This window comes from Streptomyces montanus (genome assembly GCF_005786655.1).
In the GTDB taxonomy this organism is placed as follows: Bacteria; Actinomycetota; Actinomycetes; order Streptomycetales; family Streptomycetaceae; genus Streptomyces; species Streptomyces sporangiiformans.
Window position 1 is genome coordinate 109,758 of the sequence record NZ_VBZC01000018.1, and the last position, 15,898, is coordinate 125,655.

General features: G+C 69.0%; 17 protein-coding genes and 3 pseudogenes. 8 read left to right on the forward strand and 12 right to left on the reverse strand.

Annotation, left to right across the window (positions count from 1 at the left end):
* Window positions 1–147, reverse strand: a pseudogene (locus FE633_RS18395) (putative ATP-grasp-modified RiPP); the annotation flags it as partial.
* 19 nt (window positions 148–166) lie between these two features.
* A complete protein-coding gene (locus FE633_RS18400; RefSeq protein WP_138046297.1) occupies window positions 167–643 on the reverse strand; it encodes a very short patch repair endonuclease in 477 nt (158 codons plus the stop codon).
* A 417-nt stretch (window positions 644–1,060) separates the two neighbouring features.
* On the opposite strand from FE633_RS18400, the gene FE633_RS18410 reads away from it, so the two are divergent.
* Together FE633_RS18410 and FE633_RS18415 are read left to right on the forward strand one after the other, a co-directional pair.
* On the forward strand, window positions 1,061–1,717 hold the full coding sequence (locus FE633_RS18410; protein ID WP_246113688.1) for a DUF5753 domain-containing protein: 657 nt from the start codon (window positions 1,061–1,063) through the stop codon (window positions 1,715–1,717).
* Complete coding sequence (locus tag FE633_RS18415) at window positions 1,718–1,942, forward strand: DUF397 domain-containing protein (RefSeq protein ID WP_138046256.1); 225 nt, start codon at window positions 1,718–1,720, stop codon at window positions 1,940–1,942.
* Window positions 1,943–1,955: 13 nt separating this feature from the next.
* Here FE633_RS18415 and FE633_RS48435 read toward each other — a convergent pair.
* From FE633_RS48435 to FE633_RS18430, 3 genes and pseudogenes are all read right to left on the reverse strand, one after another.
* A pseudogene (locus FE633_RS48435) lies at window positions 1,956–2,161 on the reverse strand (transcriptional regulator); the annotation flags it as partial.
* A 284-nt stretch (window positions 2,162–2,445) separates the two neighbouring features.
* Complete coding sequence (locus FE633_RS18425; RefSeq protein WP_138046257.1) at window positions 2,446–2,727, reverse strand: hypothetical protein; 282 nt, start codon at window positions 2,725–2,727, stop codon at window positions 2,446–2,448.
* 64 nt (window positions 2,728–2,791) lie between these two features.
* Window positions 2,792–3,133 (reverse strand): hypothetical protein, encoded by a 342-nt coding sequence (locus FE633_RS18430; protein ID WP_246113689.1) that lies wholly within the window; start codon window positions 3,131–3,133, stop codon window positions 2,792–2,794.
* A 418-nt stretch (window positions 3,134–3,551) separates the two neighbouring features.
* On the opposite strand from FE633_RS18430, the gene FE633_RS18435 reads away from it, so the two are divergent.
* Together FE633_RS18435 and FE633_RS18440 are read left to right on the forward strand one after the other, a co-directional pair.
* A complete protein-coding gene (locus FE633_RS18435) occupies window positions 3,552–4,418 on the forward strand; it encodes a helix-turn-helix transcriptional regulator (protein WP_138046258.1) in 867 nt (288 codons plus the stop codon).
* A 44-nt stretch (window positions 4,419–4,462) separates the two neighbouring features.
* The gene (locus tag FE633_RS18440) at window positions 4,463–5,446 is read left to right on the forward strand and encodes a quinone oxidoreductase family protein (RefSeq protein ID WP_138046259.1); all 984 of its coding nucleotides are present in this window, start codon (window positions 4,463–4,465) and stop codon (window positions 5,444–5,446) included.
* Between the two features lie 61 nt (window positions 5,447–5,507).
* Here the strand turns inward: FE633_RS18440 and FE633_RS18445 are convergent, their stop codons facing one another.
* Entirely contained in the window at window positions 5,508–6,374 is an 867-nt protein-coding gene (locus FE633_RS18445) for an MOSC domain-containing protein (RefSeq protein ID WP_212747237.1), read from the reverse strand.
* 156 nt (window positions 6,375–6,530) lie between these two features.
* On the opposite strand from FE633_RS18445, the gene FE633_RS18450 reads away from it, so the two are divergent.
* Window positions 6,531–8,066, forward strand: coding sequence for a sodium:solute symporter family protein (locus tag FE633_RS18450; RefSeq protein ID WP_138046260.1), 1,536 nt, complete (start codon window positions 6,531–6,533; stop codon window positions 8,064–8,066).
* 544 nt (window positions 8,067–8,610) lie between these two features.
* Here FE633_RS18450 and FE633_RS18455 read toward each other — a convergent pair.
* Together FE633_RS18455 and FE633_RS18460 are read right to left on the reverse strand one after the other, a co-directional pair.
* Window positions 8,611–9,073, reverse strand: a pseudogene (locus FE633_RS18455) (hypothetical protein); the annotation flags it as partial.
* 214 nt (window positions 9,074–9,287) lie between these two features.
* A complete protein-coding gene (locus tag FE633_RS18460) occupies window positions 9,288–9,806 on the reverse strand; it encodes a hypothetical protein (RefSeq protein ID WP_138046261.1) in 519 nt (172 codons plus the stop codon).
* A 305-nt stretch (window positions 9,807–10,111) separates the two neighbouring features.
* Between FE633_RS18460 and FE633_RS18465 the strand changes: the two genes are divergently transcribed.
* Window positions 10,112–12,094, forward strand: coding sequence for a zinc ribbon domain-containing protein (locus tag FE633_RS18465; RefSeq protein WP_138046262.1), 1,983 nt, complete (start codon window positions 10,112–10,114; stop codon window positions 12,092–12,094).
* Window positions 12,095–12,142: 48 nt separating this feature from the next.
* Window positions 12,143–12,685 carry an MOSC domain-containing protein gene (locus FE633_RS18470; RefSeq protein ID WP_138046263.1) on the forward strand — a complete coding sequence of 181 codons (543 nt, stop codon included), beginning with the start codon at window positions 12,143–12,145 and terminating at the stop codon, window positions 12,683–12,685.
* A 29-nt stretch (window positions 12,686–12,714) separates the two neighbouring features.
* Here the strand turns inward: FE633_RS18470 and FE633_RS18475 are convergent, their stop codons facing one another.
* The 4 genes from FE633_RS18475 to FE633_RS18490 all read right to left on the reverse strand — a co-directional run bounded on the left by FE633_RS18475 (window position 12,715) and on the right by FE633_RS18490 (window position 15,349).
* Entirely contained in the window at window positions 12,715–13,650 is a 936-nt protein-coding gene (locus FE633_RS18475) for an alpha/beta fold hydrolase (protein ID WP_138046264.1), read from the reverse strand.
* Window positions 13,647–14,204: a HEAT repeat domain-containing protein gene (locus tag FE633_RS18480; protein ID WP_246113690.1), complete on the reverse strand. Its 558-nt coding sequence runs from the start codon at window positions 14,202–14,204 to the stop codon at window positions 13,647–13,649. Before FE633_RS18480 ends, FE633_RS18475 begins: the two co-directional genes overlap by 4 nt.
* A gap of 125 nt (window positions 14,205–14,329) precedes the next feature.
* Entirely contained in the window at window positions 14,330–14,755 is a 426-nt protein-coding gene (locus FE633_RS18485) for a DUF2267 domain-containing protein (RefSeq protein ID WP_246113697.1), read from the reverse strand.
* Between the two features lie 177 nt (window positions 14,756–14,932).
* Window positions 14,933–15,349, reverse strand: a complete 417-nt coding sequence (locus FE633_RS18490; RefSeq protein ID WP_138046301.1) for an Hsp20/alpha crystallin family protein — start codon at window positions 15,347–15,349, stop codon at window positions 14,933–14,935.
* 173 nt (window positions 15,350–15,522) lie between these two features.
* Between FE633_RS18490 and FE633_RS18495 the strand changes: the two genes are divergently transcribed.
* Window positions 15,523–15,825 (forward strand): hypothetical protein, encoded by a 303-nt coding sequence (locus tag FE633_RS18495; RefSeq protein WP_138046266.1) that lies wholly within the window; start codon window positions 15,523–15,525, stop codon window positions 15,823–15,825.
* Window positions 15,826–15,898 lie beyond the last annotated feature (73 nt).

Here is a 15,898-nt window from a genome sequence, read left to right on the forward strand (position 1 = left end):
TCAGTCCGACTCGTAGTCGGTGGTGTTGTCGTCCTGCGTCTGTGGCTGCGGGTTCTGCCCGTCGCCTCCCCCGGAGACCGAGGCGGTACCGGTCGTCTTCGACGTGCCGTGTTTGCCCATCTCAACGACCTGGCCAGCGGCGTCGGTGGGCAAATTAGTCGTCGGCTCAAGCCAACTGACCTTTGCGTTTCCTGACTTCAGACACGATCTGCTCTACGCACTCTGCTGACGGCTGGTGCTCCCAGAAGCGGAGCACCGTCCAGCCAGCTTCAGCTAGACGCTGGTCAGTGTCCCGGTCGCGGGCCATGTTGCGGGCCACCTTGTCCGACCAGTAGCCGGGGTTCGTTTTCGGCGGCACGTAGTGTTCCGGGCAGCCGTGCCAGTAACAGCCGTCAATGAAGACAGCGACCTGTGCCGGACGGAAGACCATGTCGGCTGTACGGCGAAGGTCGGGTATTGGCCTGGCTGCTACCCGGTAGCGCAGCCCCTGAGCGTGGACTAGCCGCCTAATCAACCGTTCAGGCGCGGTGTCTCGGCTACGGATGGCTTGCATGTTGCGGCGCCTCGCCGCAGAGGACGCCCATGACCCTGCGGGCCGGGTCCACGCCTCAGAGTCAGACACTTGGAAAACCACTCTTTGCATCCGTCTCAGCCAAACTGTGCTTCGCTCCTGCACCGGTTGCTTCAGCGCCTTCGCGCAGCGCAATCCACTCCCCGGGCCGGAGGGCGATACCGCGTGCGGCGGCTTGGTCACGGGACTCTACCCAAGTGCCGCACAGGACCGTTTCGACCTGCTGTCCTCCGAGGTCCACCCAGGCGAGCGCGCCTCGGTGGGAGCAAAACTTGAGTACGAGATTCTGCGGACCTTTGAACTACCAAAGACCAAACCCCTGGATACCCATCTACGATCCTGGATGAGTTTGGGCAGGTCGAGGATTACCTCAACAGCGTAGTCGTCCTCCAGGCGGGCCGAGAGCACGCGTGTGACACGGCCTGGCCGCCGCGCTCTTCGACGAGGGCGAGGCCGAGCGGGGCGCCGAGGCGGCTCAGCAGGCACTCGATGACGCCGGCGTCGGCCTTCGTGAAGAAGGCTGTCACCTCTTCCAGCGCGGTGACGGTGTCTGCGTCGAAGCCTTTACGGCCGTTGGTCAGCGCCCGAGCGGTGCCGCCCAGCATCTGTTCGGCGGCGAGGACCAGCGGTGCGCCGACTGCGAGTGTCTACGTCCCTGGCCTACTGCAGACACGCGCCTACAGCACTGCGCTGCAGAAGGCCAACGAAGTGCCCCTGGAACCGACTGAGATCGAGCGGCTCGTCGACATCCGTATGAAACGACAGGAGATCCTCACCCGTCCCAAGCCGCCGCGATTGTGGGCGATCCTCGATGAGTCCGTGATCCGCCGCGTCGTCGGGTCACCGCAAGCAATGAAGGAACAGCTCGACCGACTGCTCGAAGCGAACGAGTCTCCCCACACCACGCTTCAGGTTCTGCCCTTCTCCAAGGGAGCTCACGCCGCCGCACTTGGCAGCTTCGTCATCATCGGCGGCACCGAACCGGCCCTCGACGTGGTGTATGTCGATTTCCACACAGGCTCCCTCTTCCTGGAGAAGGACGAGGAACTGGATCGATACAGACTTGCGTTCGAGTACCTCCGCGCACAAGCGTTGGACATGGAGGCCTCCTCCGCCCTGATCCACCGCGCCCGCAAGGAGCTGTGAATGTCCGTCGGTCTTCAGTCCGTCTCCGAGCCCGTCTGGTTCAAGTCGTCGTACAGCGGTGGTAACACGACTGAGTGCGTAGAGGCTGCCTTCATCCCATCTGGGGTGCTCGTACGAGACTCCAAGCGGCCAGGGCACCACCACCTCACGGTGTCGGCGGCGTCATGGGCCGACTTCTTGGCGGGTGTCGCCGCGTTGCGCCGCGGCGAGCCGACAGATTGCTGACGGCGCCGCACAGTCACCGCAAGGCCTCGATCGCCTTAAGGATCAAGGCCCGAGGTCTGCTCCGTAGACGGCCATGCCTCTCAGCCGTTCGAACGCCTTCAGGTACAGCGCGATCTCTGAGGGCTAGGTGATCCTTACCTGTGCGGACACGAGTTCCACCGATACGAGCTTGTCGCCGTAGACATGAAACGTTTCCCGGAGCCACTGGACTCGATCCCGGGTTGCCGACACTGCCCGGATAAGCACGCGAAGCTCCTGGTGAGCGTGGGTGGTCTTGGTTGAGAACCCGGTTACCAGGAGCTCCGTCGTCGTTGAGTTTGGTCAGCCCTCAAACCGCCTGCCCCGTCAGCAGGTTGGTAAGGGCTCAGTGCTGTTTGGGTCGTGGACTGGGCTGGTGTGGGGGTTGTCGGTCCTGATCGAGCCGACCCAGCCGAGGCTGTCCTCGTCCTCGTATTCCATCAACGGTGTGGAACGTCGTCTGCAGGCGGCGGATGGTCGGCGCGTCAGGTCTCTTCCCAGGTCACGCTGCCGACACCCGAGCTCCAATACGCGCAGGTGGCTTTGGAGGTGTCCGTTGCGCCGGGGGTGAGCGTTTTCCACTCCCCGTACTCGTTCCTGGACCAGCCGCAGGTCACCACGGCGCGGAAGGCGATCGTGCGGTTGGTGTTGTTCCGGCAGCCGACGGTGCCGGTCAGGCCCTCGGCACTGGTGAGACCCGTCAGCTCCTGGGCGGCGGCGTCCGGCGACGCCTGCGCCGCGCCCGCGCTCGGCGCCGACTCGATCATCGACAGGGCCGAGCGCCGGACGTGGCCACACCGGCGGCCAGTGTCTTCTTCAGGCTCATGATGTTCAGCCCTCCTCCCAGTTCACGCTGCCCACGCCCGTGCTGAGTTCCGGGCAGATGCCCGAGGAGGTGCCCCACGTTCCCGGGGGGAGTGTCAACCAGGCGCCGGTCGCGTCCAGCCCCATGCCGCAGACGACGGTCGAGCGGAAGGCGATGGTGCGGTTGGTGTTGTTCGTGCAGTTCGCGGTGCCCGTCCGGCCGTCGGGCGTGTAGGTCGTGCAGTCGAGGACGTTGGCGGCGGCGTCCGGGGACGCCTCTGCCGCCGTGGCGCTCGGCGCCATGGCGACCATGGACAGTGCTGCCGCGGACGTCGCGGCACCGGCGGCCACGATGGTTTTCACGGTCACGAATCGCTCCGAGTCAGTGCTCGTGGTGTCCCTGACGGGACCTTGCGCCTGACACACGTGTGGGGTCGTGAGCCTGTATGACACACCCCTGTTGTGATGGGCGTCACTCGTTGGAAAGAGCCCGTGGGGACCCGGGGTGGGTGTGCGCTCGGGTGGGGTGGAAGGTTGTGGGCCGGGGCATGCGTTGCGCGGTCGCGTCTCGCCTGCACGCCGGGCCGGCTCAGCGGCTTGGGGCCGGTGGGTGGGGCGCGGGTGGTCGGCCGGGCACGCCGGAGCGGCAGGTGGGGAAGGCGCATTCTCTGAACCAGGGCTTGAGACCTCGGAGTTCGTTGAGACTGATTCCGTGTCTGTGGTCGCAACCGCTGTGTACCCCTTGGAAGTCAGGGTTGAGACACGGGGGCGGCTTAAGGTTGGCTGCATGGCCAGCGCTCATTCGCCCCTCTCCCGCGATGACCGCCGCACCGAGTTGCGGGAGTTTCTGCGCAGCCGTCGAGCCCGAGTCTCGCCGGCCGATGTCGGCATGCCGGACGGCGGACGGCGGCGCACACCGGGCCTGCGGCGCGAGGAGGTAGCCGTGCTGGCAGGCGTCGGAGTGTCCTGGTACACGTGGCTGGAGCAGGGGCGCGACATCAAGGTGTCCGAGCAGGTCCTCGACGCGATCGCCCGGGTGCTGCTGTTGGACTCCGCCGAGCGCGCCCATCTGTACCGCCTGGCCGGACTCAATCCGCCGCAGGCCCCCTCCGCACCTTCGGTGGCAGCCTCGCCCGAGGTGCGACGGCTGCTGGATGCCTGGTCGCCGCGGCCCGGCTATATTCGCGACCGCCACTGGAATTTCACCGCCGTCAACGACGCGGCACGCGTGGTGTTCGGCTACCGCGAGAGCGACCACAACTGCCTGGTCGCCTTCTTCACCAACGTCCGCTACCGGGTGCTGCACCGGCACTGGGCCGAGACCGCACCCGATGTGGCCGCTGCCTTCCGAGCCGATGCCGCGCGCTACCCGGACGATCCGGAGTTCGGCCGTATCGCCTCTGATCTGGCCGCGGTCAGCCCCGAGTTCGCCGAGCTGTGGGTGCTTCACGATGTGGCCGAGCACACCAGCGCGGTGAAGGCGGTCGATCACCCCGAGGCGGGGATGATGATTTTCGATGCCACGCTGCTGCCGCTGCCCGAGCACCCCGGGCACCACCTGATCCTGCACAACCCGCGTCCCGGCACCGAGACCCAGCAGCGTTTGGAGACGCTGATGCGGCAGCACAGCCTGGTGGTGCCACACCCAGGATGAGGGGGCACTGCCCGCTGCGCCGCCGTGCCCGCAGGATCGCTGACATGGACAACAGCAGCACGCAGATGAAGGCAGTGACCATCCCCGAGTTCGGCGAAGCCGAGGTGCTCCGCGCCGCCACCATGCCGATCCCCGAACCCGGGCCGGGCCAGGTCGCCATCGACGTGGCGTACGCGGGTGCCAACTTCGCCGAGGTTCTCTACCGGCGCGGCGTGGTCGACGTGCCGCTTCCCTTCGTGCCCGGCATCGAGGTGACGGGGCGGATCCGAGCCGTGGGCGAGGGCGTCGAGGACCTGACCGTCGGGCAGCCCGTGGCCGCGCTCACGATCGTCGGCAGTGGTGGCTACGCCGAGGTGGCGGTCACTTCCTCGGACCTGGTCGCGCCGCTGGGCGGCTTCGGTATCGGGATGGATGTCGCCGCGGCGCTGCCGTCCAACAGCACCACCGCGTTCCTCGTACTCGACCGGGTGGCCCGGATCGAGCCCGGAGAGAGCGTTCTGGTCCATGCGGCGGCCGGCGGCGTGGGAAGCCAGCTCGGCCAGGCCGCCCACCTGCTGGGCGCGGGCCGCGTGGTCGGCACCGTCGGCAGGGCAAACAAGATCGAGACCGCCAAGCGCTTCGGCTACGACGAGGTGATCCTGCGGGACCAGATCGCCGATGCCGGCGAGTTCGATGTCGTGGTCGACATGGTCGGCGGTCCGGCCCGCCGGGCCAGCCTGGACCGGCTGGCCCCGATGGGACGGCTGGTGGTGATGGGCAACGCCTCAGGTGCCGAGGACATCGGGGTCCCGGCCAACGAACTGTGGTTCACCAACAAGTCCGTCTCCGGCTTCAACCTGGCCGCCTTCGCCGCCGCTTTTCCCAAGGCCACAGGTCAGGCGCTGCGCCGCGCGGTGGCGGCCGCGGCGACGGGGGATCTGCGGGTGCAGGTCGAGACTCTGCCGCTGGAGCAGGCCGTCGAAGCCCACCGTCGCATTGAGTCGGGCACGACCACGGGCAAGCTCGTGCTTGAGGTCGCGGCGTTGTGACCTGCGACCAGACCACACCTTGCTGGGGCTGTCCGATCGCGGAGGACAGCCCTCTGCCGGGCTACAACTCCGGCTCGCCCCACACCGTGACGTGCACCTCGTCGCCCACGGAGAGCTTGCCCGTGCGGAGCACCGCGTACTTCGTGCCGAAGGCCAGGCCGCCCTCGGCGGCTCGGCGGTAGGTGGCGAGGGTGCGGAGGGGTTCGGGGCCCGCTTTGGTGCCGGCCTGCTGGTCGACCGTGGTGACGACGCAGCGGATGGCTAGCTTGGTATAGCCGAGTTCCGTATCGGCGATGGTGATCCGGCGAGCGCGGTCCTCGGTGTGGGGGGCGTCCCAGCCGCCGATGACGATGTTCGGGCGGAAGCGGTCCATGGGGAGGGCGGGGGCGCCGCGCTCGCTCAGCCGTTCGTTCAGCAGGTCCAGCGTGGACCGTGACAGGACATGGACGGCGGAGCTGTCGGCGTACCCGGAAGTGCCGGGGGTGCGACCGTCGGTGATGCGGTCGTGCTCGGGCGGTACCCGCACGAGGCGGCTCGGCTCGCCGAGGACCTCCGACAGCCATGCGGCGGCCTCGTCACCCTGGTCGATTCCCGTGAACGGCGCTCCGAACAGGTCCACGTCGCGGCGAGGGCCCAGCGTATCGACGTCGATGTCGATCTCCGGCGTGTACGGGCGGCCGGGAGCCCGGAGGGTGAGCCGTTCGCCGTCGGCGCTGAGCCCGGGGTGGATCAGAGCCAGCCGCGGGTAGCGCCGCTGGGTGCGGTACACACCGTCCTCACTGGTGACCATGAAACTCCGGTCGTGGGCGAGACCTGCGGAGGTCAGCACCGCGTCGTGCGTCGAGACTCCGGCGCATCCCTTGATGGGGTAGGACAACAGCTCCACGACCCTGGCCACGCGCTCCCCCTGCTCCCTCACGTTCTGCATGCCGTTCGCCGTACGCGACGCGCGACCCGACTGTACGCATTGCACGATGACGGACGCCGATGTTCTTGCACTGCGTACAGGGACACGCGTCTGGTCTCAGCCATACGATCTGGGCTCCCCCCTCACAAGGCATTGCACTGCGAGGAGTGCGGCACAGTGGCGTCCCTGAACTGGCTCGACTGGCTGTTCATCAGCATCTACTTCTACTTCCTCATCGCGATTGGCATGCAGTCGGTCAACCGGGACAGCGCCGATGACTTCGCCGTCGCCGGCCGCAGGATCAGCGGTGGGGTGGTCTTCGCAAGCCTCGCCGCGTCCTTCATCGGGGGCGGGGCCGTCATGGGCACCGCGAGCAGCACCTTCAGCGATGGCTATGTCTTCCTGTTCGCGATCTGTGCCTTCTCCCTCCAGACGGTGCTCGTCGGTCAGTTCGTGGCACCGCGTCTGCGCCACTACCAAGGAGCACACACGGTCGGCGACGTGATGGAGGCTCACTACGGGCCCGCCGCCCGGCTGTTGACCGGTCTGCTCTCCGTCACCGTCTGCGCCGGAATTCTCGGCGCTCAAGTGCTCGCCGTCGGCACGGTCTTCCATCTGCTGCTGGGCACGTCGAAGCTGATCGGCGTCGTCGTCGGGGTGGGATTCGTGCTGCTGTACGCCACCTTCGGCGGCATGTGGTCGGTCGTGAAGACCAACGTCGCCCAGTTCGTGATCTTCAGCATCTTTCTGCCCGTCATTCTGCTCTTCGAGGTGTCCCATGCGGGCGGCCCCGAGGCGCTGATGGCGAGCGTCCCCGCCAGCCATACGTCGTTGCTGGGGAGTTGGACTCCGCTGGCCTTCATCGGGGTCTTCGCCTCGTTCCTGCTCGGTGAGACCCTGGTACAGCCGTACGCCCAGCGTGCCTTCGCCGCCAAGGACCCGTTGGCCTCCCGGAACGGCTTTCTGCTGGCCGGGGTCTTCTCCGTCGGCTTCTACTTCGTCACCGCGTCTATCGGTCTCGTGGCGCGCGTCGTGTACCCGGACATCGAACCCGACCAGGCCCTGCCCACGGTCGTCTCCGAGCTGCTGCCCGTAGGTATGAGCGGGCTCGTCCTGGCCGCCCTGTTCGCCGTGATCATGTCGACGGCGGACTCGTACCTCAACGCCACGGCGGTCTCCTTCGCCAAGGACATCTACGTCTCCTTCCTCCATCGCGGCGCCGGCGAGCGGCTGTTGCTGGTGGTGCAGCGGCTGGTCACGGTGGTGGTGGGAGTCGCAGCGGCGTTCTTCGCTCTCTCGGCACCGTCGATCATCGACGCGCTGCTCCTCGCCTACAACCTGTGGGCGCCCACCGTCGTCGCCCCGCTGATCCTCGGCGTGGTGTGGGGCTTCCGCAGCCGCATCGCGGGGACGGCGGCGATCGTGGCGGGTGGCGGCGCCATGGCGATCTGGCGGTGGGAGCTGCATGAGCCGTTCGGTATCACCGCGCTGATCGCCGGTGTGGCCGTCAACATCGTCGTCTACGCCCTCGCCTACGTCCTCGACCCGCGGGCTTATCGGCTTCACGCCCAAGCCGAGGCCGAGGCCGAGTTCGCGCGTACGGCGTCCGCGAACGTGGCCGGTGTCGGCCTCGGTTCCGGCCCCGGTCACGGTTCCGGTCCCGGTCTGAGGTCCGGCCCCGGTCCCGGTTCCGGTCCCGGTCCCTGGAGGTAACTGATCATGTACGTCCTGCTGTTCTACGGCGTGCCCCTGGCCGTCATGGCGGTGGCCCTGGTCGTCGCCGTCATCGGTCCCCGCTTCTACCTTCAGGAGTCGGAATAGGCGGGCGGCACCGCACACTCACGTACGGGCGTTTTCCGCTGGTGCGGCCCAGCCGCCGGCCGCGGTCGCCGGGAACCAGCTGCTCGGCACGGGGCGAGGCCTGAAACGGCCCGCTGTCGTCCGTGTGTTGGCGAGTTACTCTGCCGCTTGTTTCCGCTCAAGCAGGTCGAGGAGCCCATGGGCTGGGGCGACGTGCTCGCCACGCGCGCCGCCCTCGCCGTGCACCTGATGGCCCTGCGCGAGGTCGCGTTGTTCGGCCTGTGCGACGAATGGCCGTCTGCCGTCCCACTGACCGACTGCACCGGCACCGGCAGCGGCAGCGGCAGCGGCAGCGCCGATTGCACCGTCAGCACGGTGTTCTGAACCGGCGCCGGGCTCTTCGCCCGCGCCGTGGTCCCGTTCCGGCCGACGGCGTTCCGGCCGACGGCGTTCCGGCCGACGGCGAAGACGAACAGGCGCAGCACCAGGAAACGCCCGAGGCCGGCGAGCGCGGAGGCGCTGAGGTAGACGATCTGCTCGCAGAGCACGCCTGCCGACGGCTGTGCCACGTGCAGGACGAGCATCGCGGCACAGGTCACCGCGTAGGCGGCCGAGGCCGACCCGGCGGACTGGAGGTGGCGGCGCCATCCGGCACGCCCGCCGGCGCCGAAGGTGAAGCGTGCGTGGAGCTCCGTGCAGAGGAGGGTGGAGGCGACAGTGATCAGTGCGTTCGCCACCACCCAGGGCAGCAGCGTGGCCAGCAGTGCCACGGCGGCGCTGGAGGCGAACCCGACGCCGCCGCCGCAGAGTACGAACCGGGCGAAGGAGGCAAGCGGGCCGAGGGCGGCCGCGGCCGGGGGCTGGCGTACGCCGTCCAGGGTGGTCCCGTCCAGATTCGTCCCGTCCAGGGCGATGTCCATCCGCTCCGTGCGCCGTGTCTCGCGCGCCTTTCCCGGCTTCGACGAGAGCAGCGACTTCATGGGAGTTTTCCTTCCGGATGGAGGCTGTGGGCCTCTGGATCGACTGAGTTGAACGATGCCGTGGCCCGCTCACCGGCACGAGGAAGTACGCCCCCGAACTCGGGGTATGGCTGGCCCCACCGTGGGCGGGGGGTCAGTCGGGCTGAGCTGCGCGTCAGGCGAGGGGCATCGCGGCCAGGGCGAGGATCGAGGCGCCGAACACCACCACGTGCCGGACGTTCTGGAGGGCCCACACCCAGGAGGGGAAGCCGTTCTCGGCCGCCTTGAGGAGGGCCGGGACGTCGATGCGCGCGAGCATCGGGTCGCCCTTGCGTGCGAAGGCGGACTGAACGGACTTCACGGCGGTCAACTGGCTATGCAGGATGAGGCAGTTGCCGACGAGGACGATGGACTGGAAGACCCAGGTCAGGGTCTCGGCCCACGGGCCGCCCCAGAGGTTGAGCGCGGCCACGGCCGCCATGACCGCGGCGACCGAGGCGGGGATCGCCGTCTCGTGGCCGCCGGCGTCGAACCGCATCCCGTTCTCGGTCAGGACGGTGGTCCGTACGCCCTGGCGCTCCAGCTCCGCCTCCGCGCCCGCCATCGCGGTGGGTCCGTAGCGGTGGCGTACCAGCGGGATGCTCAAGAAGGCTGTGGCGACGAGCAGCTGCAGTGCGGCAATGAAGGCGTTCATGGTCGGGTTCTCCTCCCCTGGCGGTGCCACTTCGGCGCCGGCTCCGGACTTCGGACTTGGGACTCGTTGCACTTAGTTCAAGTTGAGGCCGTAGTGCGACCTGAACTAAGTGCAACTCCAAGGTAGAGCATCGTTTGAACTAAGTGCAAGAGATTTCTTGAACTAAGTGCAAGGCGCGGCCGGTCGTTGGCCGAAGGGCCCCGACCTCTCGGCGTCGTATGTGGGTACGTGGGTCGAAGGTGTGACCTTTTCGCGTGAGTGTCGTTGATCGGATGACAGCACCACGGGTGGGGTAAGGGGGACCGGTGAGCCGGAAGCTGCCGCTGGGCGAGGGCGAAACGGCCCGGACCGCCTGTGCCCGTGGACTGCTGCGTACGGGCGTGGTGGAGAAGACGGGTGAGGTGCTGTCGGCCGCTGTGTTGGCACAGCGGGTTGGCTGGGCCGCTGATTTGGTGTCCGGCATGGCCGCCGAACTACTGGCCGAGCACTGGAATGCTGCCGATGTGGACGTACTCACCTCGGGTCAGGACGCGGGCGGGCGAAACCTGCCGTCGAACGCGTGGATGGCGCTGCGCCGACTGGGCTGGACGGCCGCCCCGGCCGGGGGCGTGAAGGTCAACGACCGGATCGTGCGCATGGCTCAGGAGCAGGCCGGGCGCGCTCTGCGCTCGGCCTGCTGGCGGGCCGGGCTGACGTCTGCAGTCCTTGAGACGTGGCCGTGCGATCCGGGCAAGCGCACCCCCAAGGAGTGGGACCAGATCCGGGAGGCGGTCTCCGGCGGCCGGTATCTGCCGTCGAGCGTGATCCGCTCCCGCACCCGGCAGATCACCGCATTCGTCACCAACAACGGCCGTCTGCCGGCCGATGTGTTCGAGCTGGAGGCTCCGCCCCGGGCAGCGCGGATGCTGCTGCTGTCGGCGTGTGACGGGCAGCAGGCCACCATCGAACGCGGCGAGGACGAGCCGCAACGCGCGCTGCTGCGCTTGCAGCTGCCCACCCGGCCCGACCCACGCTCCTCCCGCGACTGGACCTGGGTCGCGTGCCCCATCACGCTGTCGCCCACGGTCCCGCCCGGCGCGATACTGCACCTTCCCACCCTCCGCCTCGCGGGCGGGAAGGCACGCGCCGACCTGGCCTACACCCACGCCGTCCCGAAGACGCCCCGCACCGGCCACTCGGTCGCCCTCGGCGTGGACTGGGGCCTGAACACCCTGCTGTCCGCGGGCGCCGTCCGGCTCCACGACGACGGGCACATCACCGCGCTCGGGTACGGCGCACAGTTCCGGGCTGCCGGGATCCTCTCGAAGCAGCACCGGCTCCGGCGCCTCTCAGAGCACCTGCACACCAAGGCCGACCACATCGAGCGGCTCATCGCGGGTGACAAGCAGCACGAGCTGTCCGGCAAACGCCGGGTGCTGCGGGACGAGATCCGCTTCGTGTCCGACCGCCGGTCGAACCTCAACAACACCCTCGCCTGGGCCGCCGCCCGCTGGGCCGTCGACCAGGCCATCGCCGCCCACGCTACGGTGATCTACCTGGAAGACCTGCGGTCGATGGAGGCCAAGGGCATGGGCCGCACCCACAACACCCGCATGTCCCAGACGGTGCGCGGCCAGATCGCCGACCGCATCCGTCACCTCGCCTCCGAAGCCGGGATCGCTGTGGTGACCGTGCCGCCCCGCAACACCTCCAGGCACTGCCCCCAGTGCCTCACCCCGCTGCGGCACCGCAAAGCCCCCGACCGCCCAACCGTGACTGGCTGGAAATGGGCCATCTGCCCTGACCGTGCCGGATGCGGCTGGCAGGGTGACCGCGACCACGGCGCGTGGCGGCGCATCGCCGCCCGCGGCCTTGCGCATCAGGACAAGACTGTCACCGACCGCGCTACCCGGCAGATGGTGATCCGCACGGTGGTGGACAAGCTCGAAACCCAAGCGGTCATCGCCCCGACCGCCGAAACCAGCCGGGTCGACCGGTCCAAGACCGGACCCACCCGGCGCCGTTCCACACGCCCCGCGCCCAGGCGACGCAGGGCACCCTCCCCCACCGGCCCCTCGGGCCCGGCGGGCAAGCGTCCGGAGGGACAGGCACCACCGGGCCGGAGGATGCTGCCCCGCGCGGCCCACCGGCACCAGGGCGTGACCACGATCAGCACACCCACCACCGGCCGACACCGGCCACGAGGAGCAGCACTGGGCGCAGGATTCCATCTCCACGCCCACGCCACCCCTCCACGATGGGCAAGTCCCACACCAAACACTATGTCTGACATGGGATCACTAAACTGATCAGAGACGCTCCTGGAGGATCGCGCCACTGAAGAGGGGGACCACATCATGACCGGGGTCGTGACGGCAGTCAGCAGCAACGGTGATTACTCGTTCAGCAAGCCGAACCGGGACAGCATCACCTTGCTCGCCGGGCTCGGTGTGGAGGGGGACGTCCACGCCGGTGTGACGGTCAAGCACCGTTCGCGCATGGCCCAGGACCCCACTCAGCCGAACCTGCGCCAGGTCCACCTGATCCACGAGGAGCTCTTCGCCGAAGTGGGTGGAGAGGGGTTCCAGGTGGCGCCCGGCGAACTCGGGGAGAACATCACGACCCGCGACATCGACCTGCTCGGGCTGCCAGTCGGAACCCTGCTTCGTATCGGTGACGGCGCGGTGGTGGAGGTGACCGGCCTGCGTAACCCCTGCCTGCAGATCGACAACTTCCAGGACGGGCTGTTGAAGCAGGTCGTCGGCCGTGACGAAGCCGGGGCCCTCGTGCGCAAGGCCGGAATCATGAGCGTCGTGAAGGAGGGCGGTGTCGTGCGCCCCGGGGACGTGATCGACGTGAAGCTCCCGGACGAGCCGCATCGGCCGTTGGGTCGGGTCTGATCTCCCTCCGACCGTCCACAAGCGCCGGTTCAAGAACTCCTGTGCCGGTTCAGGAACTCCCGTATCGCTTCGTGTAGTCGCTCCGGCTGGTCCAGGTGTACGTCATGGCCCGCCCCCTGAATCGTCTCGGTTGTCGTCGAGGATGTCGGGCAGCCGGATTGGTCTCCGGTTTGGTCTCGGGTTCGGTGTCGGGTTTCCATCTCTGTCATCTCCGACGCCCGCATGGAGCCCTTCGCGCCGCGTAGGACGAGGGTCGGGCAGCGGACCTGCTCCCACTCGTCCCAGTACGCCCGTTCGGCGAGTTCCGCCACCGCGGCCACCATCATGTCGCGGTCCACGCGGGCGTACCAGCCGTCGGGGCGTTGCTCCAGGCCGCGCGCCCAGGCCTCGTGGCCGAGGAACTCCTCCGCGTCGGCCAGGGACTTGAAGGGCAGCGGCCAGCCGTCCAGCCAGTCTCCGATCTCCGTGGGGAGGTGGGGGCTCGGTCCGGACGGTCCCGCTTCGACGAGGATCAGGCCCTGGATCAGGTGGGGGTGGGCGGCCGCGGTGAGCAGGGCCGTGTGGCCGCCCAGGGATTGGCCGACGATCGTCACGGGGGCCAGGGCCAGCTGCTCGATCACCGCTGTCACGTCGGTCACCGAGGACGCTCTCGTCATGTCCGGTGGGCGGCGCGTGCTCGCGCCGTGACCTCGGGCGTCGTACGTCACCACTCTGTGGCCGTCCGCCAGGAGCCGCTCCGTCAGGTCGTCCCACTCCCCCATGTGGCCGGCGAGGCCGTGCAGGAGGAGTAGTGGGGGGCGAGGGGCGTGCGTCGGGGGCGGTGGGTGGTGGTCGCGGTATGCCAGTCGGGTGCCGTCGGGGGTGGTGACGTGGCCGGTGGGGGTGTGGTGGGTGTGGGTGTGGCCGGTGGGGGTGTAGTCGGCGTGGGTGTGGTCGGCCGGGGTGGGCGGCTGAGTAACTGTCATGACCTGCGCGTCGGTTGAGGGGCCGTTCGGCGGTGGATGGGGCCGCCGGGTGCGTACCAGCCGGCCTTCTTGCGGACGGCTGGGGACGGGTCGGCGTCGTGGGCGCGGGTGAGGGCATCAGCCGCTTCGGGGCGGGTGTGCACCCAGAGGCCGACGAGTTCGGCGGCCCTCGCACGGACGTGGGCGTCCGGGTCGTGGTGCAGCATCCGGATGGCCCGCGGCAGGACCACCGCGCGGTCCGGGCTGCAGGCGTCGGTCTTGCATCGTTCGCAGGACAGCGCGTGCAGGGCCGCCACCCGGACTGCGGCATCGGGGTCGTCGAGCACGGCGATCAGGTCGTCCAGGGCCTCCTCCACGAGGAGGTGGTCCAGCAGCGCGCAGCACTGCTCGCGCACGCGGGGGTGGGTGTGCCGCAGGCCCTCCCGGATGGCGGGCACGGCGGACGGGCCGCGGCGGAGCAGGTCGCGGAAGGCTGCGGGGCGCCGGGGCTCGCTGCCCAGCGCGTGTATCAGCGCCTGGAGCGGGGCGTCCTGCGGTGACTTCGCCATCGTCATGGTTCCTCCTTCCCGCCAGGACGAGTCTGCGCGCCCCTTTTCACCGCCGACAACTCGTTTTTTCCGCCCGGCGGGGAGGGAGGGAAGGAGGGAGGGAGGGCCACGGCCGGGCCGCCCCCCCCCGTTCACGTCATGGGTGCGAGTTCGGCTCGGCCGAACAGCAGGGCGTAACCGGGCGGGAGTTGCCGCAGGACGCGGACCACGAGTTCGTCGCCCACGGTGGAGGCCAGGACGCTCAGGACTGAGCTGACGTCCCAGCGGGCCGTGATCGGAGTGGCCCCTTCGATGCGGGCGGCCACGTCGTCCACGAACTCGGCGGCGGTCAGCTGCCGGGTGGCCGGTATCCGGGATGCGATGACTCGCGCCGCCTCCTCGGGTATTCGGCGCGCCAGGTCGACGCGTTCGTCGCCGACGACGTGGGCGCCGAGGGCGGACAGCACGATGCGGGCGATACGTTCCGCCTCCGCCGCCGTGGTGTACTGGCCGGATTCCCGTACGGCGTCGACGAAGCCGCCCCAGCTCGTCGTGCTCCGGGCGCTCGGCCTGGTCATGTTCGTTGCGTTCGCCGTGCTCGTCGCGCTCATCCGGCGTGCTCCTCCTCCGAGTTGGGCCAGGACATGGACATGGACATGGGCATGGGCATGGGCATGGGTGTGAGTTTGGGTGGGCGTGCGCCCGCCCCGCCCCGCGGACGGGGCCGCGGGGCGGTACGGCACACGAGGGGAACGTCAACTGGCGAGCTGCTTGCGGGCGCCGCCGCTGATCTGGATCCGGCGTGGCTTCGCGCGTTCGGCCACGGGGATGCGCAGCGTCAGGACTCCCGCGTCGTACGCAGCGTCGATGCGCTCCGTGTCGAGGGTGTCGCCGAGGAACAGCTGGCGGGTGAACGTGCCCGTGGGACGCTCGGCGACGATCACGTCCGCGCCCTCGGGAGCGGGGGAACGGCGCTCGGCGCGAACGTTCAGCACGCTCTGTTCCACGTCCAGGTCGATCGACTCGGGGTCGATGCCGGGGAGGTCGAAGTGGACGATGAGGTCGTCCCCGGCCCGGTAGGCGTCCATCTGCATCGCCGCGGGACGGGCGGAGTCGAAGACCTGCTGTGCGAGTCGGTCGAGCTCGCGGAAGGGGTCGGTACGCATGAGCATCACGGGTCACTCCCTTCGTGCGGCACTGTGTGCGATGCCCTACGACTTCTTATATAGCGCGAGGGAGGAAAGTTGACAACCCTCGACTCACCCCAGGGCGTGGCCTCCCGATTCGTTAGCCTCGGTTCGTACGTACGCCCGAGACGTACGCAGCTCCGGGAAGCGAGGCAGTGATGGCGAAGGTACCGGCCGCGGCGGTGGCGGCGAGTGGGCTCATCGGTGGGTACGGGGTCGCTCGCTGGACCAGGAAGCGGCAGCTCGGCGGGGCCGTGCTCGCCGTCGCCGGGGCCGCGGCTGCGCGGCAGTGGCGGCAGCAGGCGGGCGGGAAGGCCGCGGGGGCACTGACCGCTGGGTACGTCGCCGCCTTCGCCGGGTCTCATCCGCTGGCCAAGAAGGTTGGGGCCTGGCCCGCGGTGTTCGGGGCCGCCGGGGCCGTCGCGCTGGCCTCCTGGGCGGTCGCCGACCGGCGGGGCTGAGCCACTGAGCCACTCACTCGCCCAACCACTCACCCGCCGAACCACTCACCCACTCACCCACTCACAGACTCAG

Excerpts from the sequence above, each read along its gene's own strand:
- FE633_RS18440 (WP_138046259.1), top strand. The coding sequence starts at position 4,463 with ATGGACAACAGCAGCACGCAGATGAAGGCAGTGACCATCCCCGAGTTC.
- FE633_RS18410 (WP_246113688.1), top strand. The coding sequence starts at position 1,061 with ATGACGCCGGCGTCGGCCTTCGTGAAGAAGGCTGTCACCTCTTCCAGC.
- FE633_RS18415 (WP_138046256.1), top strand. The coding sequence starts at position 1,718 with ATGTCCGTCGGTCTTCAGTCCGTCTCCGAGCCCGTCTGGTTCAAGTCG.
- FE633_RS18485 (WP_246113697.1), bottom strand. The coding sequence starts at position 14,755 with ATGACCAGGCCGAGCGCCCGGAGCACGACGAGCTGGGGCGGCTTCGTC.
- FE633_RS18400 (WP_138046297.1), bottom strand. The coding sequence starts at position 643 with ATGCAAAGAGTGGTTTTCCAAGTGTCTGACTCTGAGGCGTGGACCCGG.
- FE633_RS18445 (WP_212747237.1), bottom strand. The coding sequence starts at position 6,374 with ATGCAGAACGTGAGGGAGCAGGGGGAGCGCGTGGCCAGGGTCGTGGAG.
- FE633_RS18495 (WP_138046266.1), top strand. The coding sequence starts at position 15,523 with ATGGCGAAGGTACCGGCCGCGGCGGTGGCGGCGAGTGGGCTCATCGGT.
- FE633_RS18460 (WP_138046261.1), bottom strand. The coding sequence starts at position 9,806 with ATGAACGCCTTCATTGCCGCACTGCAGCTGCTCGTCGCCACAGCCTTC.
- FE633_RS18470 (WP_138046263.1), top strand. The coding sequence starts at position 12,143 with ATGACCGGGGTCGTGACGGCAGTCAGCAGCAACGGTGATTACTCGTTC.
- FE633_RS18435 (WP_138046258.1), top strand. The coding sequence starts at position 3,552 with ATGGCCAGCGCTCATTCGCCCCTCTCCCGCGATGACCGCCGCACCGAG.
- FE633_RS18425 (WP_138046257.1), bottom strand. The coding sequence starts at position 2,727 with ATGATCGAGTCGGCGCCGAGCGCGGGCGCGGCGCAGGCGTCGCCGGAC.
- FE633_RS18490 (WP_138046301.1), bottom strand. The coding sequence starts at position 15,349 with ATGCTCATGCGTACCGACCCCTTCCGCGAGCTCGACCGACTCGCACAG.
- FE633_RS18475 (WP_138046264.1), bottom strand. The coding sequence starts at position 13,650 with ATGACAGTTACTCAGCCGCCCACCCCGGCCGACCACACCCACGCCGAC.
- FE633_RS18480 (WP_246113690.1), bottom strand. The coding sequence starts at position 14,204 with ATGACGATGGCGAAGTCACCGCAGGACGCCCCGCTCCAGGCGCTGATA.